Origin of the sequence: Microlunatus elymi (assembly GCF_007362775.1) — a bacterium.
In the GTDB taxonomy this organism is placed as follows: domain Bacteria; phylum Actinomycetota; class Actinomycetes; order Propionibacteriales; family Propionibacteriaceae; genus Microlunatus; species Microlunatus elymi.
Genome location: NZ_CP041692.1, coordinates 1450774 through 1466511, shown reverse-complemented (window position 1 = coordinate 1466511; position 15738 = coordinate 1450774). Strand labels below are relative to the sequence as shown.

Below are 15738 nucleotides of genomic sequence, written 5' to 3'. Positions count from 1 at the left end.
CGTTCGTCCACCCCTCCACCGCTCAACAGAAGTCGATCTTGAAAAGTTGATCTTGTCAGCCGACGCCGACCTGATCCGTGAAAGGCAGATGATCATGAGTTACCCGAACTACCAACCGCGCAAGCTGCAGCGCAGCCGCAACGATCGCTGGATCGGCGGCGTCTGTGGGGGCCTTGCCCAATACCTCAACATGGACCCGACCCTGGTCCGGGTGCTGGTCGTCGTGCTGGCAGTCGTCACCGCCGCCTTCCCGGTGGCGCTGATCTACCTGGCGATGATGTTGCTGGTGCCCGAGGCGCCGCCCGCTCCGCCGAGCTCGATCGGCCCGCGCAACGCGCCGCCCGGCGCCGGCCAGTACGGTGGCAATCAGTACGGCAGCAGCCAGTACCGCTGGCCGGCCCCCAACTCCCGGCCTGCCGAGGATCCGGTCTGGGGAGCCGGCGGCGCCCCGTGGCAGCAGTCCACGAGCAGCACCCCGCCGCCGCCTCGCCAGTCGGCGGAGGATCTGTTCAGCAGGGCCAAGCACCCGACCCAGCCGACCGGCGGCCAACCCGACGCCGATCCGACCGGATCCGATCAGCCCGAGCCCGGTGAGTCACCCGAGTCCAAGCCGGATTCCGGTTCTGCTTCCTGAATCACCCGCAGCCGAAAGCGGCCGGACCCCGAATCGTCGGGGCCCGGCCGTTTGTTGCTCAGCAAGGGAATTCGGAGAAGTTGATCACTCCCATTCGATGGTGGCCGGCGGCTTGCTGGTCAGGTCCAGCACGACTCGGTTCACCTCGCGTACGCCGTTGGTGATCTTGGAACTGATCCGCTCCAGCAACTCGTACGGAAGTCGGCTCCAGTCCGCGGTCATCGCGTCCTCGCTGGACACCGGCCGGAGCACGATCGGGTGGCCGTAGGTGCGGCCGTCGCCCTGCACACCGACCGAGCGGACGTCGGCCAGCAGCACCACCGGGAACTGCCAGATCTCGTCGTCCAGTCCGGCCGCTGTCACCTCGGCCCGGACGATCGCGTCGGCCTCACGCAATATCGCCAGCCGTTCATGATCAACTGCGCCGACGATACGGATCGCCAGCCCGGGGCCGGGGAACGGATGCCGCCAGACCATCCCCCGGGGCAGTCCGAGCTGTTCGCCGACCGCCCGCACCTCGTCCTTGAACAGGGTGCGCAACGGTTCGATCAGCTTGAACTGCAGGTCGTCGGGCAGCCCGCCGACGTTGTGGTGACTCTTGATGTTGGCCGCTCCCTCACCGCCACCGGACTCGACCACGTCCGGGTACAGAGTGCCCTGGACCAGGAACTCGACCGACTCGTCCGCCGAACCCGAACCACCGGACTTCGCCAGCACGATCTCGCGGGCGGCCTGCTCGAAGCTGGTGATGAACTCCGCGCCGATGATCTTGCGCTTGCGTTCCGGGTCGGTGACCCCGGCCAGCGCGTCCAGGAACTGTTTGCTCGCGTCAACGACCTTGAGTTCGACCCCGGTCGCGGCGACGAAGTCCTGCTCCACCTGCTCTGCTTCACCTTTGCGCAGCAGACCATGATCAACAAAGACGCAGGTGAGTTGATCACCGATCGCCCGCTGCACCAGGGCGCCGGCGACGGCGGAGTCCACACCGCCGGACAGCCCGCAGATCACGTGCTTGTTGCCGACCAGTTCGCGGATCGCGGCGACCTGCTCCTCGACGATGTTGGCAGCGGTCCAGGTCGGGCTGCAGCCGGCGACGTCGAACAGGAACCGTTCCAGCACCTGCTGGCCGGATTCGCTGTGCAGCACCTCCGGATGCCACTGCACCCCGGCCAGTTGTTGATCAAGGTTCTCGAAGGCGGCGACCGGAGCACCGTCGGTGCCAGCCAAGGCGATGAAGCCCTTGGGAGCAGCGACCACCGAATCGCCGTGACTCATCCACACACTCATCCGATCGGGCAACTCGGCCAGCAGCCGACCATGATCAGAAACCTGCAGTACGGTCCGGCCGAACTCACTGCCGCCGGTGTGCGCGACTTCGCCGCCGAGTGCGTTCGCCATGGCCTGGAAGCCGTAGCAGATGCCGAAGACGGGCACGCCGCCGGTGAACATCGCCGCGTCGACCTGCGGCGCCCCCTCGGCGTACACCGAGGCCGGACCGCCGGACAGGATGATCGCCTTCGGCTTGCGCGCCAGGATCTGATCCACCGGCGCAGTGTGCGGCATGATCTCGCTGAACACCCGCGCCTCGCGCACCCGGCGGGCGATCAACTGCGCGTACTGGGCGCCGTAGTCGATCACGATCACCAGATCGTGATCATCGGCCGGGGTGTAGCCGGCGGCCGACACCGCATGCTCGGCGCTGCCGTACTCGGAGTCGCTCATTGTCTGTGGGACGCCTCTGCAGATTGGGAAATGATGGCGGCAGTCTAACGACGATCGCGGGACGCGCCCGTTCGACCGTTGCCAGTTACGGCCGGGACTGGTAAGGATTCGTCATGGATGCCGATGTCATCGTGATCGGGGCCGGTCTGTCCGGGCTCGTCGCCACCTCCGAACTCGCTGCTGCCGGTCGTTCGGTTCTGCTGCTGGACAGCGAACCGGTCCAATCGCTCGGCGGGCAGGCGCACTGGTCGTTCGGTGGCCTGTTCCTGGTCGACACACCGGAGCAGCGGCACATGCGGGTGCACGACTCGGCCGAGATCGCGCTGGCCGACTGGCTCGGCTCGGCCGGCTTCGACCGGGACTGCGACTACTGGCCGCGGCGCTGGGCGGAGGCGTACGTCAACTTCTCCGCCGGCGAGTTGCGCAGTTGGTTGCACGGCCTGGGTGTGCGCTGGTTTCCGGTGGTGCAGTGGGCCGAACGCGGCGGCTGGATGGCCCCCGGACACGGCAACTCGGTGCCGCGATTCCACATCGTCTGGGGCACCGGGCCGGGCTTGGTCGGCCCGTTCGCCGATCAGGTGCAGCACAGTGATCGGGTCCGGATTCTCAACCGGCACAAGGTTTCCGGGCTGATCATCGACGACGACGGCGTACGCGTGGAGGGCACCATCCTGTCCCCCAGTTCGGTGCCGCGGGGTGTCCGGAGCGACGGCGACGGGGTCGGCGGATTCTCGCTGACGGCGCAGGCGGTGATCATCAGCAGCGGCGGCATCGGCGCCAACCTCGACCTGGTCCGACAGAACTGGCCCGGAGCCTGGGGCAAGGCACCGGAGAACATGATCATCGGCGTACCCGACTTCGTCGACGGTTCGATGCTGCAGGTCGCCGAAGACGCCGGCGGCCGGGTGATCAACCGGGACCGGATGTGGCACTATCCCGAGGGCATCCTCAACCACACACCGCTGTGGACCGGCCACGGCATCCGGATCCTGGCCGGGCCGTCGTCGCTGTGGCTGGACGCGCGCGGCGAGCGACTGCCGGCGCCGTACTTCCCCGGGTTCGACTCGCTCGGCGCACTGCGTCAGATCACCTCGCGGGGTGACACGTACTCCTGGTTCGTGCTGGATGCGGAGACCATCGGCAAGGAGTTCGCTCTCTCCGGTTCGGAGCAGAACGCCGATCTGACCGGCAAGGATCTCAAGCAGCTGTCGACCCGGGTGCGGCCCGGCCCGACGCCGGAGGTTCGGGCCTTCCTCGACCGTGGCCCGGACTTCATCCGGGCCGGCGACGTCGGCGAACTCGCGACCCGGATGAACGCGCTGGCAGGCAACGACGCGATCTCGGCCGAGCAGCTGCGGAAGTTGATCGAGGCCCGTGATCTTCAGGTCCGCTCCGGGCTCGGCAAGGACCCGCAGGTGACGGCGACCGCGGCCGCCCGCCGCTATCTGGGTGATCGGCTGATCCGGGTCGCCACCCCGCACCCGTACCTCGATCCGCATCGGCCCGGGTCGGGCCTGGCCGGTCCGGGCGGTCCGCTGATCGCCGTCCGGCTGCATGTCCTCACCCGCAAGACGCTCGGCGGATTGGAGACCGATCTGGAGGGACGGGTGCTGACCGCCGGTGGCGATCCGCTGCCCGGCGTGTACGCGGCCGGTGAGGTGTCCGGATTCGGCGGCGGTGGGATGCACGGCTACCGCTCGCTGGAAGGAACCTTCCTGGGCGGCTGCCTGCATTCCGGCCGGATCGCCGGCCGAGCGGCTGCTCGCGCCGTCGGCTGAGGAAGAGGTCAGGACTTGCGGCACCAACCTGCGAAGTCAGGACTTCTTGGCCAGCGCCTCGTGATGGCGTACGACCTCGGCGACGATGAAGCCGAGGAACTTCTCGGCGAACTCCGGGTCCAGGTGAGAGTCGGCGGCCAGCGCGCGCAGTCGGGCGATCTGCTCCGCCTCCCGGGCCGGATCGGCCGGTGGCAGCCCGTGTTCGGCCTTCAACTCGCCCACCCGCTGGGTGATCTTGAACCGCTCGGCGAGCAGATGCACCAGCGCCGCGTCCATGTTGTCGATGCTCAGCCGCAGTCTGCGGAGTTCGGGCCAGGGGTCGTCGGTCACATGGTGAGCCTATCGAGGCTTCTCGCGGCGCGATCAATGTCCCATTTGGCAGAAAACGACCGGACCGTTGTCAGTGGCATCGGGGATGATGACAGACGTGGTAACCGATCTGGTCAGCGAGCGTCCCCGGCCGACCCATGCCCTGATCGGTCGCGACGGTGAGGTGCACCGCCTGAGCCACGCGATCGGCCTCGGAGACGTCGGCGGGACCGGCGGCCCGTTCGAGCCGCCGCCACGGCTCGGCGCGGCGGCGTACTTGGCGCCGCGAGCGGTCCGGCACGCGATCGTCGCCGGCGAGGCCGGCATCGGCAAGACCCGACTGTTGTCGGCGATCGGTGAGCTGGTTCAGGAGTCGGGTCGCCGGCTGACGGTCGGGCACTGCCTGGACTTCGGCGACGCATCCCTTCCCTACCTGCCGTTCACAGAGATCTTCGGCCGGCTGCAGGCCGAGTCGCCGGTGGAGATGGCTGCGGTCGCCGGCCGGCACCGGGCGATCCATCGACTGCTGCCGGCCGAGCGGCGGGCGGCCGATGACGAGGTCACCGACAGTGGTCCGGTGGCCCGGACCGAGTTGTTCGACGCGGTGGCCCGGACCTTCGACGGTCTGGCCGGTGAGCGCGGCCTGGTGATCATGATCGAGGATCTGCACTGGTCCGATCCCTCCAGCCGGGATCTGCTCACCTATCTGCTGGCCCGGCGGTTCAGCCATCCGGTCTCGTTGCTGGTCTCCTACCGCAGTGACGAGTTGGTTCGCAGCCATCCGTTGCGTGCCGCGCTGGCCAACTGGTCACGGCTGGAGCAGGTCGACCGGATCGATCTGCCGCCGTTGTCCGACGACGACGTCGCCCGGCTCGTTTCCGGGCTGCGCCCCGATCTGCACGGCTCCGACATCCGGGCGGTGATCACCCGGGCCGAGGGAAACGCGTTCTTCGCCGAGGAGTTGGCGGCCGCCGCCGACGTCCGCGGGATGCTGCCGGCCGATCTGGCCGGGCTGCTGCTGTTGCGGCTGGACGTGTTGTCCGAGGAGGCACGGCAGGTCGTCCGGGTCGCTTCGGTCGCCGGTCACCGAGTCAGTCACGAACTGCTGTCCGCCGTCGTCGACCTGCCGGCGACCGAGCTGGACCTGGCGATTCGCGGAGCCGTGGAGGGTCAGGTGCTGGTCGGCCGCCGGGACGGGTACGCGTTTCGGCACGCGCTGCTCGCCGAGGCGGTGTACGACGACCTGCTGCCGGGTGAGCGGGTCCGGCTGCATGCCCGCTACGTCCAGGCGTTGCGGGCGCCGGGTCGTGCTCCGATGGCAGCCGAATTGGCCCGGCACGCTCGCGCCAGCCACGACATCGACACCGCGATCCGGGCCAGCATCGAGGCCGGCGACGAGGCACTGCGGGTGGGTGGTCCGGACGACGCGCTGGGGCACTACCGGCATGCGCTCCAATTCGCCGAGCAACATCCGATCCCGGACAGGGACGACCAGACTGCGGCGCTGGTCGAGCTGACCATCAAGGCGGCCGAGGCGGCGGAGACGGCCGGCCATCAGGAGCAGGCCATCAAACTGCTCCGGGACCGGCTCGAACGCGGTTCGCCCAATCCGCCCGACATCAATCCACCCGGGACCAACCAGACCGGCTCCAAACCGGGCGGTGCCCGGCTGACCGGGCTCAACCGGGCCCGGCTGCTCCAGGCGCTGGCCGCCGCGTTGCAGTACACCGACTACGACCTCGACGATCGGACCTTGTTGTCCGAGGCCCTGGACCTGATCGGCCCCGACGACGACCCGATCCTCTACGCCCGGCTGTGGGCCACCCGTGCCCTCTCCTTCGCCGGCCGGACGCGCTACGAGGAGGCGATGGAGTCCGCGCAACGGGCCGCCGAGCTGGGCCGTCGGCTCGGGCTGCAGCGGATGGTCGCCGAACAGACCATCCTGCTGGCCAAGATCAAACAGCGACTCGGTGATCCCGAGTCGTCGATCCGGGAGACCGAGCGGGTGCTGGCCCAGGCTCGGTCGGAAGGAGACGGAGCGACCGAGCTCCGCGCCATCGACCAACTGGGCGCGATCCGATTCGAGCAGGGCCGGCTGGCCGATGCCCTGGCGAATTACGAACAAGCCATGGTGAAGGCTCGGCAGAACGGCCGCCAGTGGGCGCCGTACGGGTTGGACGCGATCGTGATGGCGGCTCAGACCGCCTATTCGGTGGGTGAATGGGATCGGGCGCTGGAGCTTGCTGCCGAGGGTGAGCAGGTGCCGGGATTGGCCCGGGCGAATCTCGACATCAACGTGCTCGCGGTCCGCGCCGGCCGCGGCCAGGTCGAGGGTCTCGAACTGCTGCCGAGGCTGCGCCGCTGGTGGGACTACGACAGCATGGTCGCGATCAACTCCAGTTACGGCGTCGGGTTGTACGCGTTCGCCGGAGACTTCGCGGCCGCTATCGCGTTGCACGACGACGTGGTGGCCGCGATGGCGGCGGTGAACGGCACCCACTTCATCGGTCGGCTGCGGTTGTCCGGTGAACTGCTGGACACCCTGACCCAGGCGCTCGATGCGTCGCGACGCCACCGTGAACGCTCGATCCCGCCGGACACTCTCGCCCGGCTGGCCGACCATGCCCTGATCGCGGGCCGTGAGGCGCTGACCGATTTCCGCCGTCGACGCTCACCGGGACCCGAGGCCGACGCCTGGCTGGCCCGGGCCGAGGCGGAGTACCTCCGCTTCACCGACCGTCTCGCCCGGATCGGCGGTGGACGGGCGGACGGCGTCGATGGTGCCAGGCTCGATGGTGCCGGCGCCGACGTTGAGGGCGCCGACGAGCGTCGCGCGGAGCAGGTGGCGGCCTGGGAACGCGCGGTTGCCGGATTCACCACGTACCCGCATGTCTTCGAGCGGGCGCGCTCGCAGGCCCGACTGGCCGCCGTACTGCAGTCGACTCCGGTCGGGCCCTCGGCTGCAGCCGACGGCCAGGCCCGGGCCCGGGAGTTGATCGCCGAGGCGACCGCCACCGCGACCAGGCTCGGTGCCGTTCCGCTGCTGCGGGAGTTGGCCGGCCTGACCGCCGGGCCGCGGCCGGCCGACGATCACAACCCGCTGACCGGACGAGAGCGTGAGGTGCTCGATCTGGTCGCGGACGGGTTGAGCAACCGGGACATCGGGAAGCGGCTGGTGATCAGCACCAAGACCGCCAGCGTTCACGTGTCGAACATCATGGCCAAGCTCGGCGCCGAGAGTCGTACCGAGGCGGTCGCGATCGCCCGACGGAGCGGGCTGATGCCGTGACGCCGGAGCACGCCCACCTCCCGACCACGCCGACCATCGAGGAGACGCCGTGCCCGAGCCGATCGTGACCCTGGACAACGTCCGCGATGCCGCCGATCGTCTGGCCGGCATCGCTCACCGGACACCGGTGCTGCGCTCGCGGACGGTCGACGAACTCGTCGGGTCGGCCGTCTTCTTCAAGTGCGAGAACCTGCAGCGGATCGGCGCGTTCAAGTTTCGCGGCGCCTACAACGCCATCTCCCGGTTGGCGCCGGAGCAACTACGGCGCGGTGTCGCCGCGTTCTCCTCCGGGAACCACGCCCAGGGCGTCGCGCTGGCCGCGCGGGAGTTGAACAGCAGTGCGGTCATCCTGATGCCCGACGACACGCCGGAGTCGAAGGTGGCGGCGACCCGCGGGTACGGCGCCGAGATCGTCAGCTACGACCGGTACAGCCAGGACCGGTCCGAGCTGGGTGCAGCACTGGCCGCCGAGCGCGGATTGACGTTGATCCCGCCGTACGACCATCCGGACGTGATCGCCGGTCAGGGCACGGCCGCGCTTGAGCTGCTGGACGAGGTGCCCGAGCTGGACGCGCTGGTGGTCCCGGTCGGCGGCGGTGGACTGATCGCCGGCAGCGGGGTTGCCGCAACGGGAGTCCGGCCGGGGATTCGGATCATCGGCGTCGAGCCGGAGGCGGGCAACGACACCGAGCTGTCGCTGGCGGCGGGGCATCGCGTCCGGGTGCCGGTGGCTCGGACGATTGCCGACGGTCAGGCCGCCGAGACGCCCGGCGAACTGACCTTCGAGATCAACCGGCGGCTGGTCTCCGACATCGCCCTGGTCAGCGACGAGGAGATCCTGGCCGCGCTGCGGTTGTTCTTCGAACGGATGAAGCTGGTGGTCGAACCGAGCGGCGCCACCGGTCTGGCCGCCCTGCTCGCCCGCCGCATCGGCCCGCTGCCGGATCGGATCGGGGTAATCATCTCCGGCGGCAACATCGGTGCCGACCGATTCGCCGAACTCCTCGGCTGATTCCCGCATTTCCCGGTACCGGCCGACCCACCGCCGAACACCACGCTTCACCGGCCGGACGAGGCTAGTGGAGCGCGAGTGCGGTCAGCTTGGCGGTTGTCGTCTTGTGCAGATGGGTGATCTTGTTCTTGCGGCCGTCGGCGAAGTAGGACGCACCGCTCTCGTTGAGTAGATACAAGGTTCCCTTGTATTCGGTGATGTCCTCGGTCAGCACCGGCGCACGGAAACAGCGGTAGCCGGCCTTCTCGAAATTCTCGTCGCGGGAGTAGCCACGTTTGATTACGTAGATGTTGCCGCGATTGCCCCGTTTGTACGAGGTGCTGAAGATGTAGCGGTTCTTGGTGACGGTCAGCCCCTGGGCCTTCAGGGGGACCTGGAGCGGCCCCCAGCCGTCGCGGCTGAGTCCACCCTTCTTGCCGATGGTGTAGCGCCGCATCACCCCGCGCTGATCACTGTGGAACTCGCCGGCGTACAGCTTGCCGGCGAAGATGTCGAAGAAGCTGGCGCCGGTCACCTTGATCGCGGTCCCGTTGCCCAGCGAGTGGATGCCCCGTCGGAGCCGGAACGTCAACCGGACCGACTTCAGGCTGTAGCGGCGCAGCACGCTGGTGTTCTGCTGCACGTACATCCACTTGCCGTACACGCGGACGCTGCCGGCGTGCGCTCCGTGCGGCAGATAGGCAACGCCCTTGAGGTAGCCGGCGGTGTCCACCGCGTAGATGAGTCCGGCAGGCTGATTGGCGTCGCCGGCGTACTTCTCCTCGTTCTTGTGGTGCATGCCGATCAGGTAGACGCGCTGGCCACTGCCGTCCCAGTTCGGCCAGACCGCGACACCCTGCGGCACGTAGTCGTTCAGGTACTTGTCGACCTTCGTGCTGCCGCTGAACAGCCGGTTGTAGGTGTTACTGGCGTCCTGCCCCTGGTAGAACTGCTTCACCGAGCCGGACGCGGAGTCACACACCGCGGCCGCCTGTGCACCGCCGATCCCCGTCACCGGGTTGTTCGGTACGGCGATCGCGGCGGCCGCGCCGATCGCGGTGACGGCGACAGCGGTAGCAACGCGTCGGCGGATGGTTCGTAGGGTCGCAGGCACGGGCAGACCCTACGGGATGAAAGGTCAACCTCGGCACACCGCAGGCGGTGAGTACAGCCTCCCGATCGGGCGAACCCGTTCGCCGGTCAGCCGACGATGACCTCGACCCGCTGGAATTCCTTGACTTCGGTGTAGCCGGTGGTCGCCATGGCCCGGCGCAACGCACCGACCAGGTTCATGGTGCCGTCGGGAACCGTGGACGGGCCGAGCAGGATCTGCTCCAGGGAGCCGACCGAACCGACCTGGACCCGTTCACCGCGCGGCAGCGACGCGTGCCAGGCCTCGGCGCCCCAGTGGAAGCCGTGGCCGGGTGCCTCGTCGGCGCGGGCCAGCGGGGAGCCGACCATCACCGCGTCGGCGCCGCAGGCGATCGCCTTGGCGATGTCGCCGGACCGGCCGACCGAACCGTCGGCGATCACATGGACGTAGCGACCGCCGGACTCGTCCAGGTAGTCGCGCCGGGCGGCCGCCACATCGGAAACCGCGGACGCCATCGGCACCGCCACCCCGAGCACGTCCCGGGTGGTGTGCGCCGCTCCCCCGCCGAAGCCGACCAGTACGCCGGCGGCGCCGGTCCGCATCAGGTGCAGGGCGGCCTGATAGGTGGCGCAGCCGCCGACGATCACCGGCACGTCGAGGTCGTAGATGAACTGTTTCAGGTTCAGCGGCTCGGCGGCGCGGGAAACGTGCTCGGCCGAGACCGTGGTGCCGCGGATGACGAAGAAGTCGACGCCGGAGTCGACCACCGCCTGGGCGTACTCGCTGGTGTTCTGCGGCGACAGCGAACCGGCGGCCGGGACGCCGGCCTCCCGGATCTGGGAGATCCGTTTGGTGATCAGTGCCGGGTCGATCGGCTGGGCGTAGATCTGCTGCATCCGCCGGGTCGCCTCGGCCGGATCGGCGATCGCCGCGACCTCGGTCAGCAGCGGCTCGGGATCCTCGTACCGCGTCCACAGCCCTTCCAGATTGAGCACCCCGAGTCCGCCGAGCCGGCCGAGCGTGATCGCGGTGTCCGGGGACATCACCGAATCCATCGGGGCGGCGATGATCGGGAATTCGAAGGTCAGGGCGTCGATCCGCCAGGTCAGGTTGACCTCCTCCAGTCCTCGCGTCCGCCGGGACGGAACGATCGCGATGTCGTCGAAGGAGAAACCCTGCTGGGCCCGCTTGTTGCGGCCGATTTCGTACATGCCTGCCTTCTGATCTTCAGTGATGATCACCGGGGTCGGCGATCCATGATCAACTTCTTGCACCGATGATGATCATCATCGGTGATCATGATCAGTTGGTGCCGGAGTAGTTGGGCGCCTCGACGGTCATCTGGATGTCGTGCGGGTGCGACTCGCGCAGCCCGGCCGAGGTGATCCGTACGAAGCTGCCCCGCTGCTGCAGCTCACCGATGGTGGTCGCGCCGGTGTAGAACATCGACTGCCGCAGTCCGCCGATCAGCTGGTAGGCGACGGCACCGACCGGGCCGCGATAGGGCACCTGGCCCTCGATGCCTTCGGGGACCAGCTTGTCCTCGGCCTTCACGTCGCTCTGGAAGTAGCGGTCCTTGGAGTAGGAGCCCTTCCGGCCGCGACCCGACAGCGCGGGCAGCGAGGCCATCCCGCGGTAGGACTTGAACTGCTTGCCGTTGATGAAGACCAGATCGCCCGGGCTCTCGTCACAACCGGCGAGCAGCGAACCGAGCATCACCGTGTCGGCGCCGGCCACCAGCGCCTTGGCGATGTCCCCGGAATACTGCAGGCCGCCGTCGCCGATCACCGGAACACCGGCCGGCTTGGCCGCGCGGGCGGCGTTGTAGATCGCGGTCACCTGCGGCACGCCGACACCGGCCACCACCCGGGTGGTGCAGATCGAACCCGGCCCGACGCCGACCTTGACGCCGTCGACTCCAGCCTCGACCAGCGCCTTGGCACCGGCGTAGGTGGCGACGTTGCCGCCGACGATGTCGACGTGATCGGCCAACGGCTCGGTCTTCAGCTTGCGGACCATGTCGTGCACCGCCTGGGAGTGGCCGTGTGCGGTGTCGACGATCAGCATGTCGACACCCTCCTCGACCAGCGCCATCGCCCGCTGCCAGGCATCACCGAAGAAGCCGACCGCGGCCGCAACCCGGAGCCGGCCTTGATCATCCTTGGAGGCGTTCGGGTACTGGTCGGACTTGACGAAGTCCTTCAGCGTGATCAGGCCCTTGAGCCGGCCCTGCTCGTCGACCAGCGGCAGCTTCTCGATCTTGTTCTGCGCCAGCAGCTTGAGCGCGTCGTCCTTGCTGATGCCGACCCGGCCGGTGACCAGCGGCATCTTGGTCATCACCGCGCCGACCTTCTTCTCCGGGTCGGTCTCGAAGCGCATGTCCCGGTTGGTGACGATGCCGAGCAGATGGCCGTCGGCGTCCACCACCGGGACACCGGAGATGCGGAAGTGGCCGCACAACTCGTCCGCCTCGCGCAGCGTCGCGTCCGGCGAGATGGTGATCGGCTCGTCGATCATCCCGGCCTCGGACCGCTTGACCTGGTCGACCTGACGGGCCTGATCCTCCAGCGGCATGTTGCGGTGCAGCACGCCCAGGCCGCCCTCACGGGCGATGGCGATCGCCATCCGAGCCTCGGTCACGGTGTCCATCGGCGAGGACAACAGCGGGATCTTGATCGAGATGTTCTTCGACACCTGCGCCCGGGTGTCCACCTGGGACGGGATCACGTCGGACTCGGCCGGCTGCAGCAGGACGTCGTCGAAAGTGAGACCGAGGGTGGCGAACGGGCCGGGAACCCCGGCGGGTGACAGATCGGCAGTGGGATCGGCAGAACGGAACGAGGGGTCCTGGGACACGAGAAGCCTTCCGAGGATGAGCGGGCCGGTGCACTCATCCTAACCGCCGCGACGCGACGATTCTTCCCGCCGTCCGGCGCCCGACGAACCCGGCACCGACCCCCACTCCCGCACCAGTCACAGCACCCCGCACCGGCTGCAGATGGTGCGGGATGCTGTGACTGGTGCGGCTGGGGTCCGGGTCCGGGATGAAGCCGGAGCGACCGGGATGGCAAGCGATTGCCAGATGTTGCCGGATGTGGTTGTCTGTGCTCGTGACCTCGACGGGCACCCCTGCCGGCGCCGCTGGAGCCGGCGACTCCCACGACGTCCCGGACCCCGACCGTACGGTGACCATCCACGACGTCGCCGCCAAGGCCGGCGTCGCGGCGTCGACGGTGTCGCGCGCGCTGAACAATCCCGGCCGGGTCAATGCGACCACCCGGGAACGGGTGCAACGGATCGCGGCCGAGCTCAACTACGTACCGAGCAGCCAGGCCCGGGCCCTCTCGTCCGGCCGGACGAAGACCGTCGCGGTGTTGGTGCCCGACATCACCAACCCGTTCTACTTCGACCTGATCCGCGGCACCCAGCATCAGTTGAAGGCGGCCGGCTACACCCAGGTGTTGCTGGACACCGAGGAGTCCGGCGACCAGGAACTCGCCTCTCTGGAGCGGCTGCGCAAGACCTGTGACGGGGTGGTGTTGTCGGCGTCCCGGCTGAGCGACGAGCAGGTCATCGCCGCCTCCCGGATCCAGCCGCTGGTGACCATCAACCGCAACGTCGCCGGGGTGCCGAGCGTGCTGGTGGAGACCCCGATCGGCATCGCCCAGGCGGTGGATCACCTGGTCTCGTTGGGGCATCGCAAGATCTGCTACGTGTCCGGTCCGCCCACCTCGTTCTCCAACCGGTGGCGCTGGCGGGCGCTGAACGAGGCCATCCGGTCCCGCCGACGGCCCGGCTCGCCGGAGGTCGAGGCACTGCGCGTCGGCCCGTTCTCGCCGAAGACGGTGTCCGGTCCGGCCGCCGCCGACGCCGTCCTGAACTCGGGTGCGACCGCCTGCATCGCGTACAACGATCTGCTGGCGATCGGCATGCTGCGCCGGTTCGCGGACCGTAAGGTCGCGGTGCCGGGCGACATCAGCATCGTCGGCTGCGACGACATCTTCGGCTCCGACTTCTGCGATCCGCCGCTGACCACGATGACCGCTCCGATCGAGCAGGCAGGGCGGGCAGCGATCACCATGCTGCTCGGCCTGCTGAACCCCACGACGACCGGCCAGCAGCCCCGCCAGATGGGCCGGCGCCGGGTGATGCTGCCCACGCATCTGACGATCCGGTCGACGACCGGACCCGTACGAGAATCCACGGAAGGACCCGCGTAGATGACCAACACCACCACGGAACGCCCGCAGGCAACCGCGAAGGTGAGGCCGCTGAATCCCCATCCGGATCGACTGCTGCCGGCGGACCCGGGCGTTCGTGATCTTGCTCGGGCGATCTACCGGAGCGTGGCCGGTGCGCCGATCTACTCGCCGCACGGTCACGTCGATGCCGCGATCATCGCGGAGAACCGACCCTTCGGCAATCCGGCCGAATTGTTGATCACTCCCGATCACTACGTCACCCGGCTGATCCATGCGCACGGGATCGGTCTTGATCAACTCGGGGTGAAGAATCCGGACGCGGATCCGCGGGAGATCTGGCGTTTGTTCTGTGCTCATTGGGATGTCTTCGCAGGCACGGTGGTTCGCTACTGGTTCGAGAGCGAGCTGAACGAGGTCTTCGGCATCACCGTCACGCCCGGTGCACAGACCGCCGATCAGATCTACGACCAGTTGTCCGAGCAGTTGTCCCGGGCCGACTTCCGGCCGCGCGAACTGTTCGACCGGTTCAACATCTCGGTGCTGGCGACCACCGACGACCCGGCAGATGATCTTGCTCCGCACCGGGCACTGGCCGCGGACTCGAGCTTCGGCGGTGCGGTGATCCCGACCTTCCGGGCCGATCGCTACATGAGCCCGAATCTGCCGGGCTGGAAGGATGCGCTGTCCGCGTTGGCCACGACCTCGGGCATCGATACCGAGTCGTACGCGGGTTTGATCGACGCGCTGCGGGCCCGCCGGGCGTACTTCAAGGAGTGCGGCGCGACCGCCACCGACACCGGCATCCTGGACTCGATCGCCGAGCCGCTACCGTCCGCGGAGCTGGAGCGGATCCATCGGGCCGGGCTGGCCGGCACCGCGACCGAGGACGACGCCACCGCGTACCGAAGGAACATGCTGTATGAGTTCGCGGCGATGTCGGCCGAGGACGGGCTGGTGATGCAGCTGCACTCCGGCGTACGGCGTAACCATCACGACGCCTCGTTCGCCAAGTACGGTCCTGACACCGGTCATGACCTGCCGGGCGCGTGCGACTACACCAACGGGCTGCGGAAGCTGCTGAACGACTTCGGTACGAATCCGACCTTCCGGATCGTGTTGTTCACCACCGACGAGGCGACCATCAGCCAGCAGATCGCGCCGCTCGCCGGCTTCTACCCCAGCGTGTACGTGGGTGCACCGTGGTGGTTCATCGACACCCCGGCCGCGATCACCCGCTTCCGCGCAGCCGCGACCGACAGCGCCGGCTTCAACAAGACGTCCGGCTTCATCGACGACACCCGTGCCTACTGCTCGATCCCGGCCCGGCACGACATGTCCCGCCGGGTGGACGCCGCATTCCTGGCCAACCTGGTCGCCACTCACCAGCTCGGCGAGGACGAAGCGCACGAGATCGCCGCCGACCTGGTCGCGCGGATCCCGATCAGCACCTTCCGGCTGGACTCGTATGCGAAATGATCATCCGGACAGAACTTGCGTGACGAAGGTGCAAGGAATGCGCGCCGAGAACTGCACCTTCGTCCCGCAAGTTGGTTGAGTCCCTGGATCCGAGCTCCAGACACCCGCGGGCTGGCGCCGTACGGTCGCCACGGCGCCAAAACGCCTGCAGGAACAGTCGACGACGGCCGATGACCGCGGCCCTGGTTACCGAGCGTCGCGCGAGCGTACGTCCGCCGGCCGTATCTCATCTCCGGTTGGGAAA

11 protein-coding genes are annotated in these 15738 nt (G+C 68.4%); 6 read left to right on the top strand and 5 right to left on the bottom strand.

Annotation, left to right across the window (positions count from 1 at the left end; all coding sequences use genetic code 11):
- Positions 1 to 94 precede the first annotated feature (94 nt).
- Positions 95 to 634: a PspC domain-containing protein gene (locus tag FOE78_RS06565; protein WP_143985580.1), complete on the top strand. Its 540-nt coding sequence runs from the start codon at positions 95 to 97 to the stop codon at positions 632 to 634.
- Positions 635 to 718: 84 nt separating this feature from the next.
- Here the strand turns inward: FOE78_RS06565 and guaA are convergent, their stop codons facing one another.
- The gene (guaA, locus tag FOE78_RS06560) at positions 719 to 2356 is read right to left on the bottom strand and encodes a glutamine-hydrolyzing GMP synthase (protein ID WP_143985579.1); all 1638 of its coding nucleotides are present in this window, start codon (positions 2354 to 2356) and stop codon (positions 719 to 721) included.
- A gap of 113 nt (positions 2357 to 2469) precedes the next feature.
- Here guaA and FOE78_RS06555 point away from each other — a divergent pair, with 113 nt between their 5' ends.
- Entirely contained in the window at positions 2470 to 4134 is a 1665-nt protein-coding gene (locus tag FOE78_RS06555; RefSeq protein ID WP_143985578.1) for an FAD-binding dehydrogenase, read from the top strand.
- 36 nt (positions 4135 to 4170) lie between these two features.
- Here FOE78_RS06555 and FOE78_RS06550 read toward each other — a convergent pair whose 3' ends face one another.
- Positions 4171 to 4410 carry a chorismate mutase gene (locus FOE78_RS06550; RefSeq protein WP_143988630.1) on the bottom strand — a complete coding sequence of 80 codons (240 nt, stop codon included), beginning with the start codon at positions 4408 to 4410 and terminating at the stop codon, positions 4171 to 4173.
- Positions 4411 to 4561: 151 nt separating this feature from the next.
- Here FOE78_RS06550 and FOE78_RS06545 point away from each other — a divergent pair, with 151 nt between their 5' ends.
- Together FOE78_RS06545 and FOE78_RS06540 are read left to right on the top strand one after the other, a co-directional pair.
- Positions 4562 to 7732, top strand: coding sequence for a helix-turn-helix transcriptional regulator (locus FOE78_RS06545; RefSeq protein ID WP_168207412.1), 3171 nt, complete (start codon positions 4562 to 4564; stop codon positions 7730 to 7732).
- A 49-nt stretch (positions 7733 to 7781) separates the two neighbouring features.
- Positions 7782 to 8744, top strand: coding sequence for a pyridoxal-phosphate dependent enzyme (locus FOE78_RS06540; protein ID WP_143985576.1), 963 nt, complete (start codon positions 7782 to 7784; stop codon positions 8742 to 8744).
- A gap of 64 nt (positions 8745 to 8808) precedes the next feature.
- On the opposite strand, the gene FOE78_RS06535 is transcribed toward FOE78_RS06540, so the two are convergent.
- The 3 genes from FOE78_RS06535 to guaB form a co-directional block, all read right to left on the bottom strand.
- A complete protein-coding gene (locus FOE78_RS06535; protein ID WP_143985575.1) occupies positions 8809 to 9837 on the bottom strand; it encodes a hypothetical protein in 1029 nt (342 codons plus the stop codon).
- An 86-nt stretch (positions 9838 to 9923) separates the two neighbouring features.
- The gene (locus tag FOE78_RS06530) at positions 9924 to 11027 is read right to left on the bottom strand and encodes a GuaB3 family IMP dehydrogenase-related protein (protein ID WP_143988629.1); all 1104 of its coding nucleotides are present in this window, start codon (positions 11025 to 11027) and stop codon (positions 9924 to 9926) included.
- A gap of 91 nt (positions 11028 to 11118) precedes the next feature.
- A complete protein-coding gene (gene guaB / locus FOE78_RS06525; protein ID WP_143988628.1) occupies positions 11119 to 12627 on the bottom strand; it encodes an IMP dehydrogenase in 1509 nt (502 codons plus the stop codon).
- A 281-nt stretch (positions 12628 to 12908) separates the two neighbouring features.
- On the opposite strand from guaB, the gene FOE78_RS06520 reads away from it, so the two are divergent.
- Entirely contained in the window at positions 12909 to 14036 is a 1128-nt protein-coding gene (locus tag FOE78_RS06520) for a LacI family DNA-binding transcriptional regulator (RefSeq protein ID WP_143985574.1), read from the top strand.
- A complete protein-coding gene (uxaC, locus tag FOE78_RS06515; protein WP_168207410.1) occupies positions 14037 to 15494 on the top strand; it encodes a glucuronate isomerase in 1458 nt (485 codons plus the stop codon).
- Positions 15495 to 15738 lie beyond the last annotated feature (244 nt).

Excerpts from the sequence above, each read along its gene's own strand:
- FOE78_RS06565 (WP_143985580.1), top strand. The coding sequence starts at position 95 with ATGAGTTACCCGAACTACCAACCGCGCAAGCTGCAGCGCAGCCGCAAC.
- guaA (WP_143985579.1), bottom strand. The coding sequence starts at position 2,356 with ATGAGCGACTCCGAGTACGGCAGCGCCGAGCATGCGGTGTCGGCCGCC.
- FOE78_RS06555 (WP_143985578.1), top strand. The coding sequence starts at position 2,470 with ATGGATGCCGATGTCATCGTGATCGGGGCCGGTCTGTCCGGGCTCGTC.
- FOE78_RS06550 (WP_143988630.1), bottom strand. The coding sequence starts at position 4,410 with ATGGACGCGGCGCTGGTGCATCTGCTCGCCGAGCGGTTCAAGATCACC.
- FOE78_RS06530 (WP_143988629.1), bottom strand. The coding sequence starts at position 11,027 with ATGTACGAAATCGGCCGCAACAAGCGGGCCCAGCAGGGTTTCTCCTTC.
- FOE78_RS06520 (WP_143985574.1), top strand. The coding sequence starts at position 12,909 with ATGTGGTTGTCTGTGCTCGTGACCTCGACGGGCACCCCTGCCGGCGCC.
- uxaC (WP_168207410.1), top strand. The coding sequence starts at position 14,037 with ATGACCAACACCACCACGGAACGCCCGCAGGCAACCGCGAAGGTGAGG.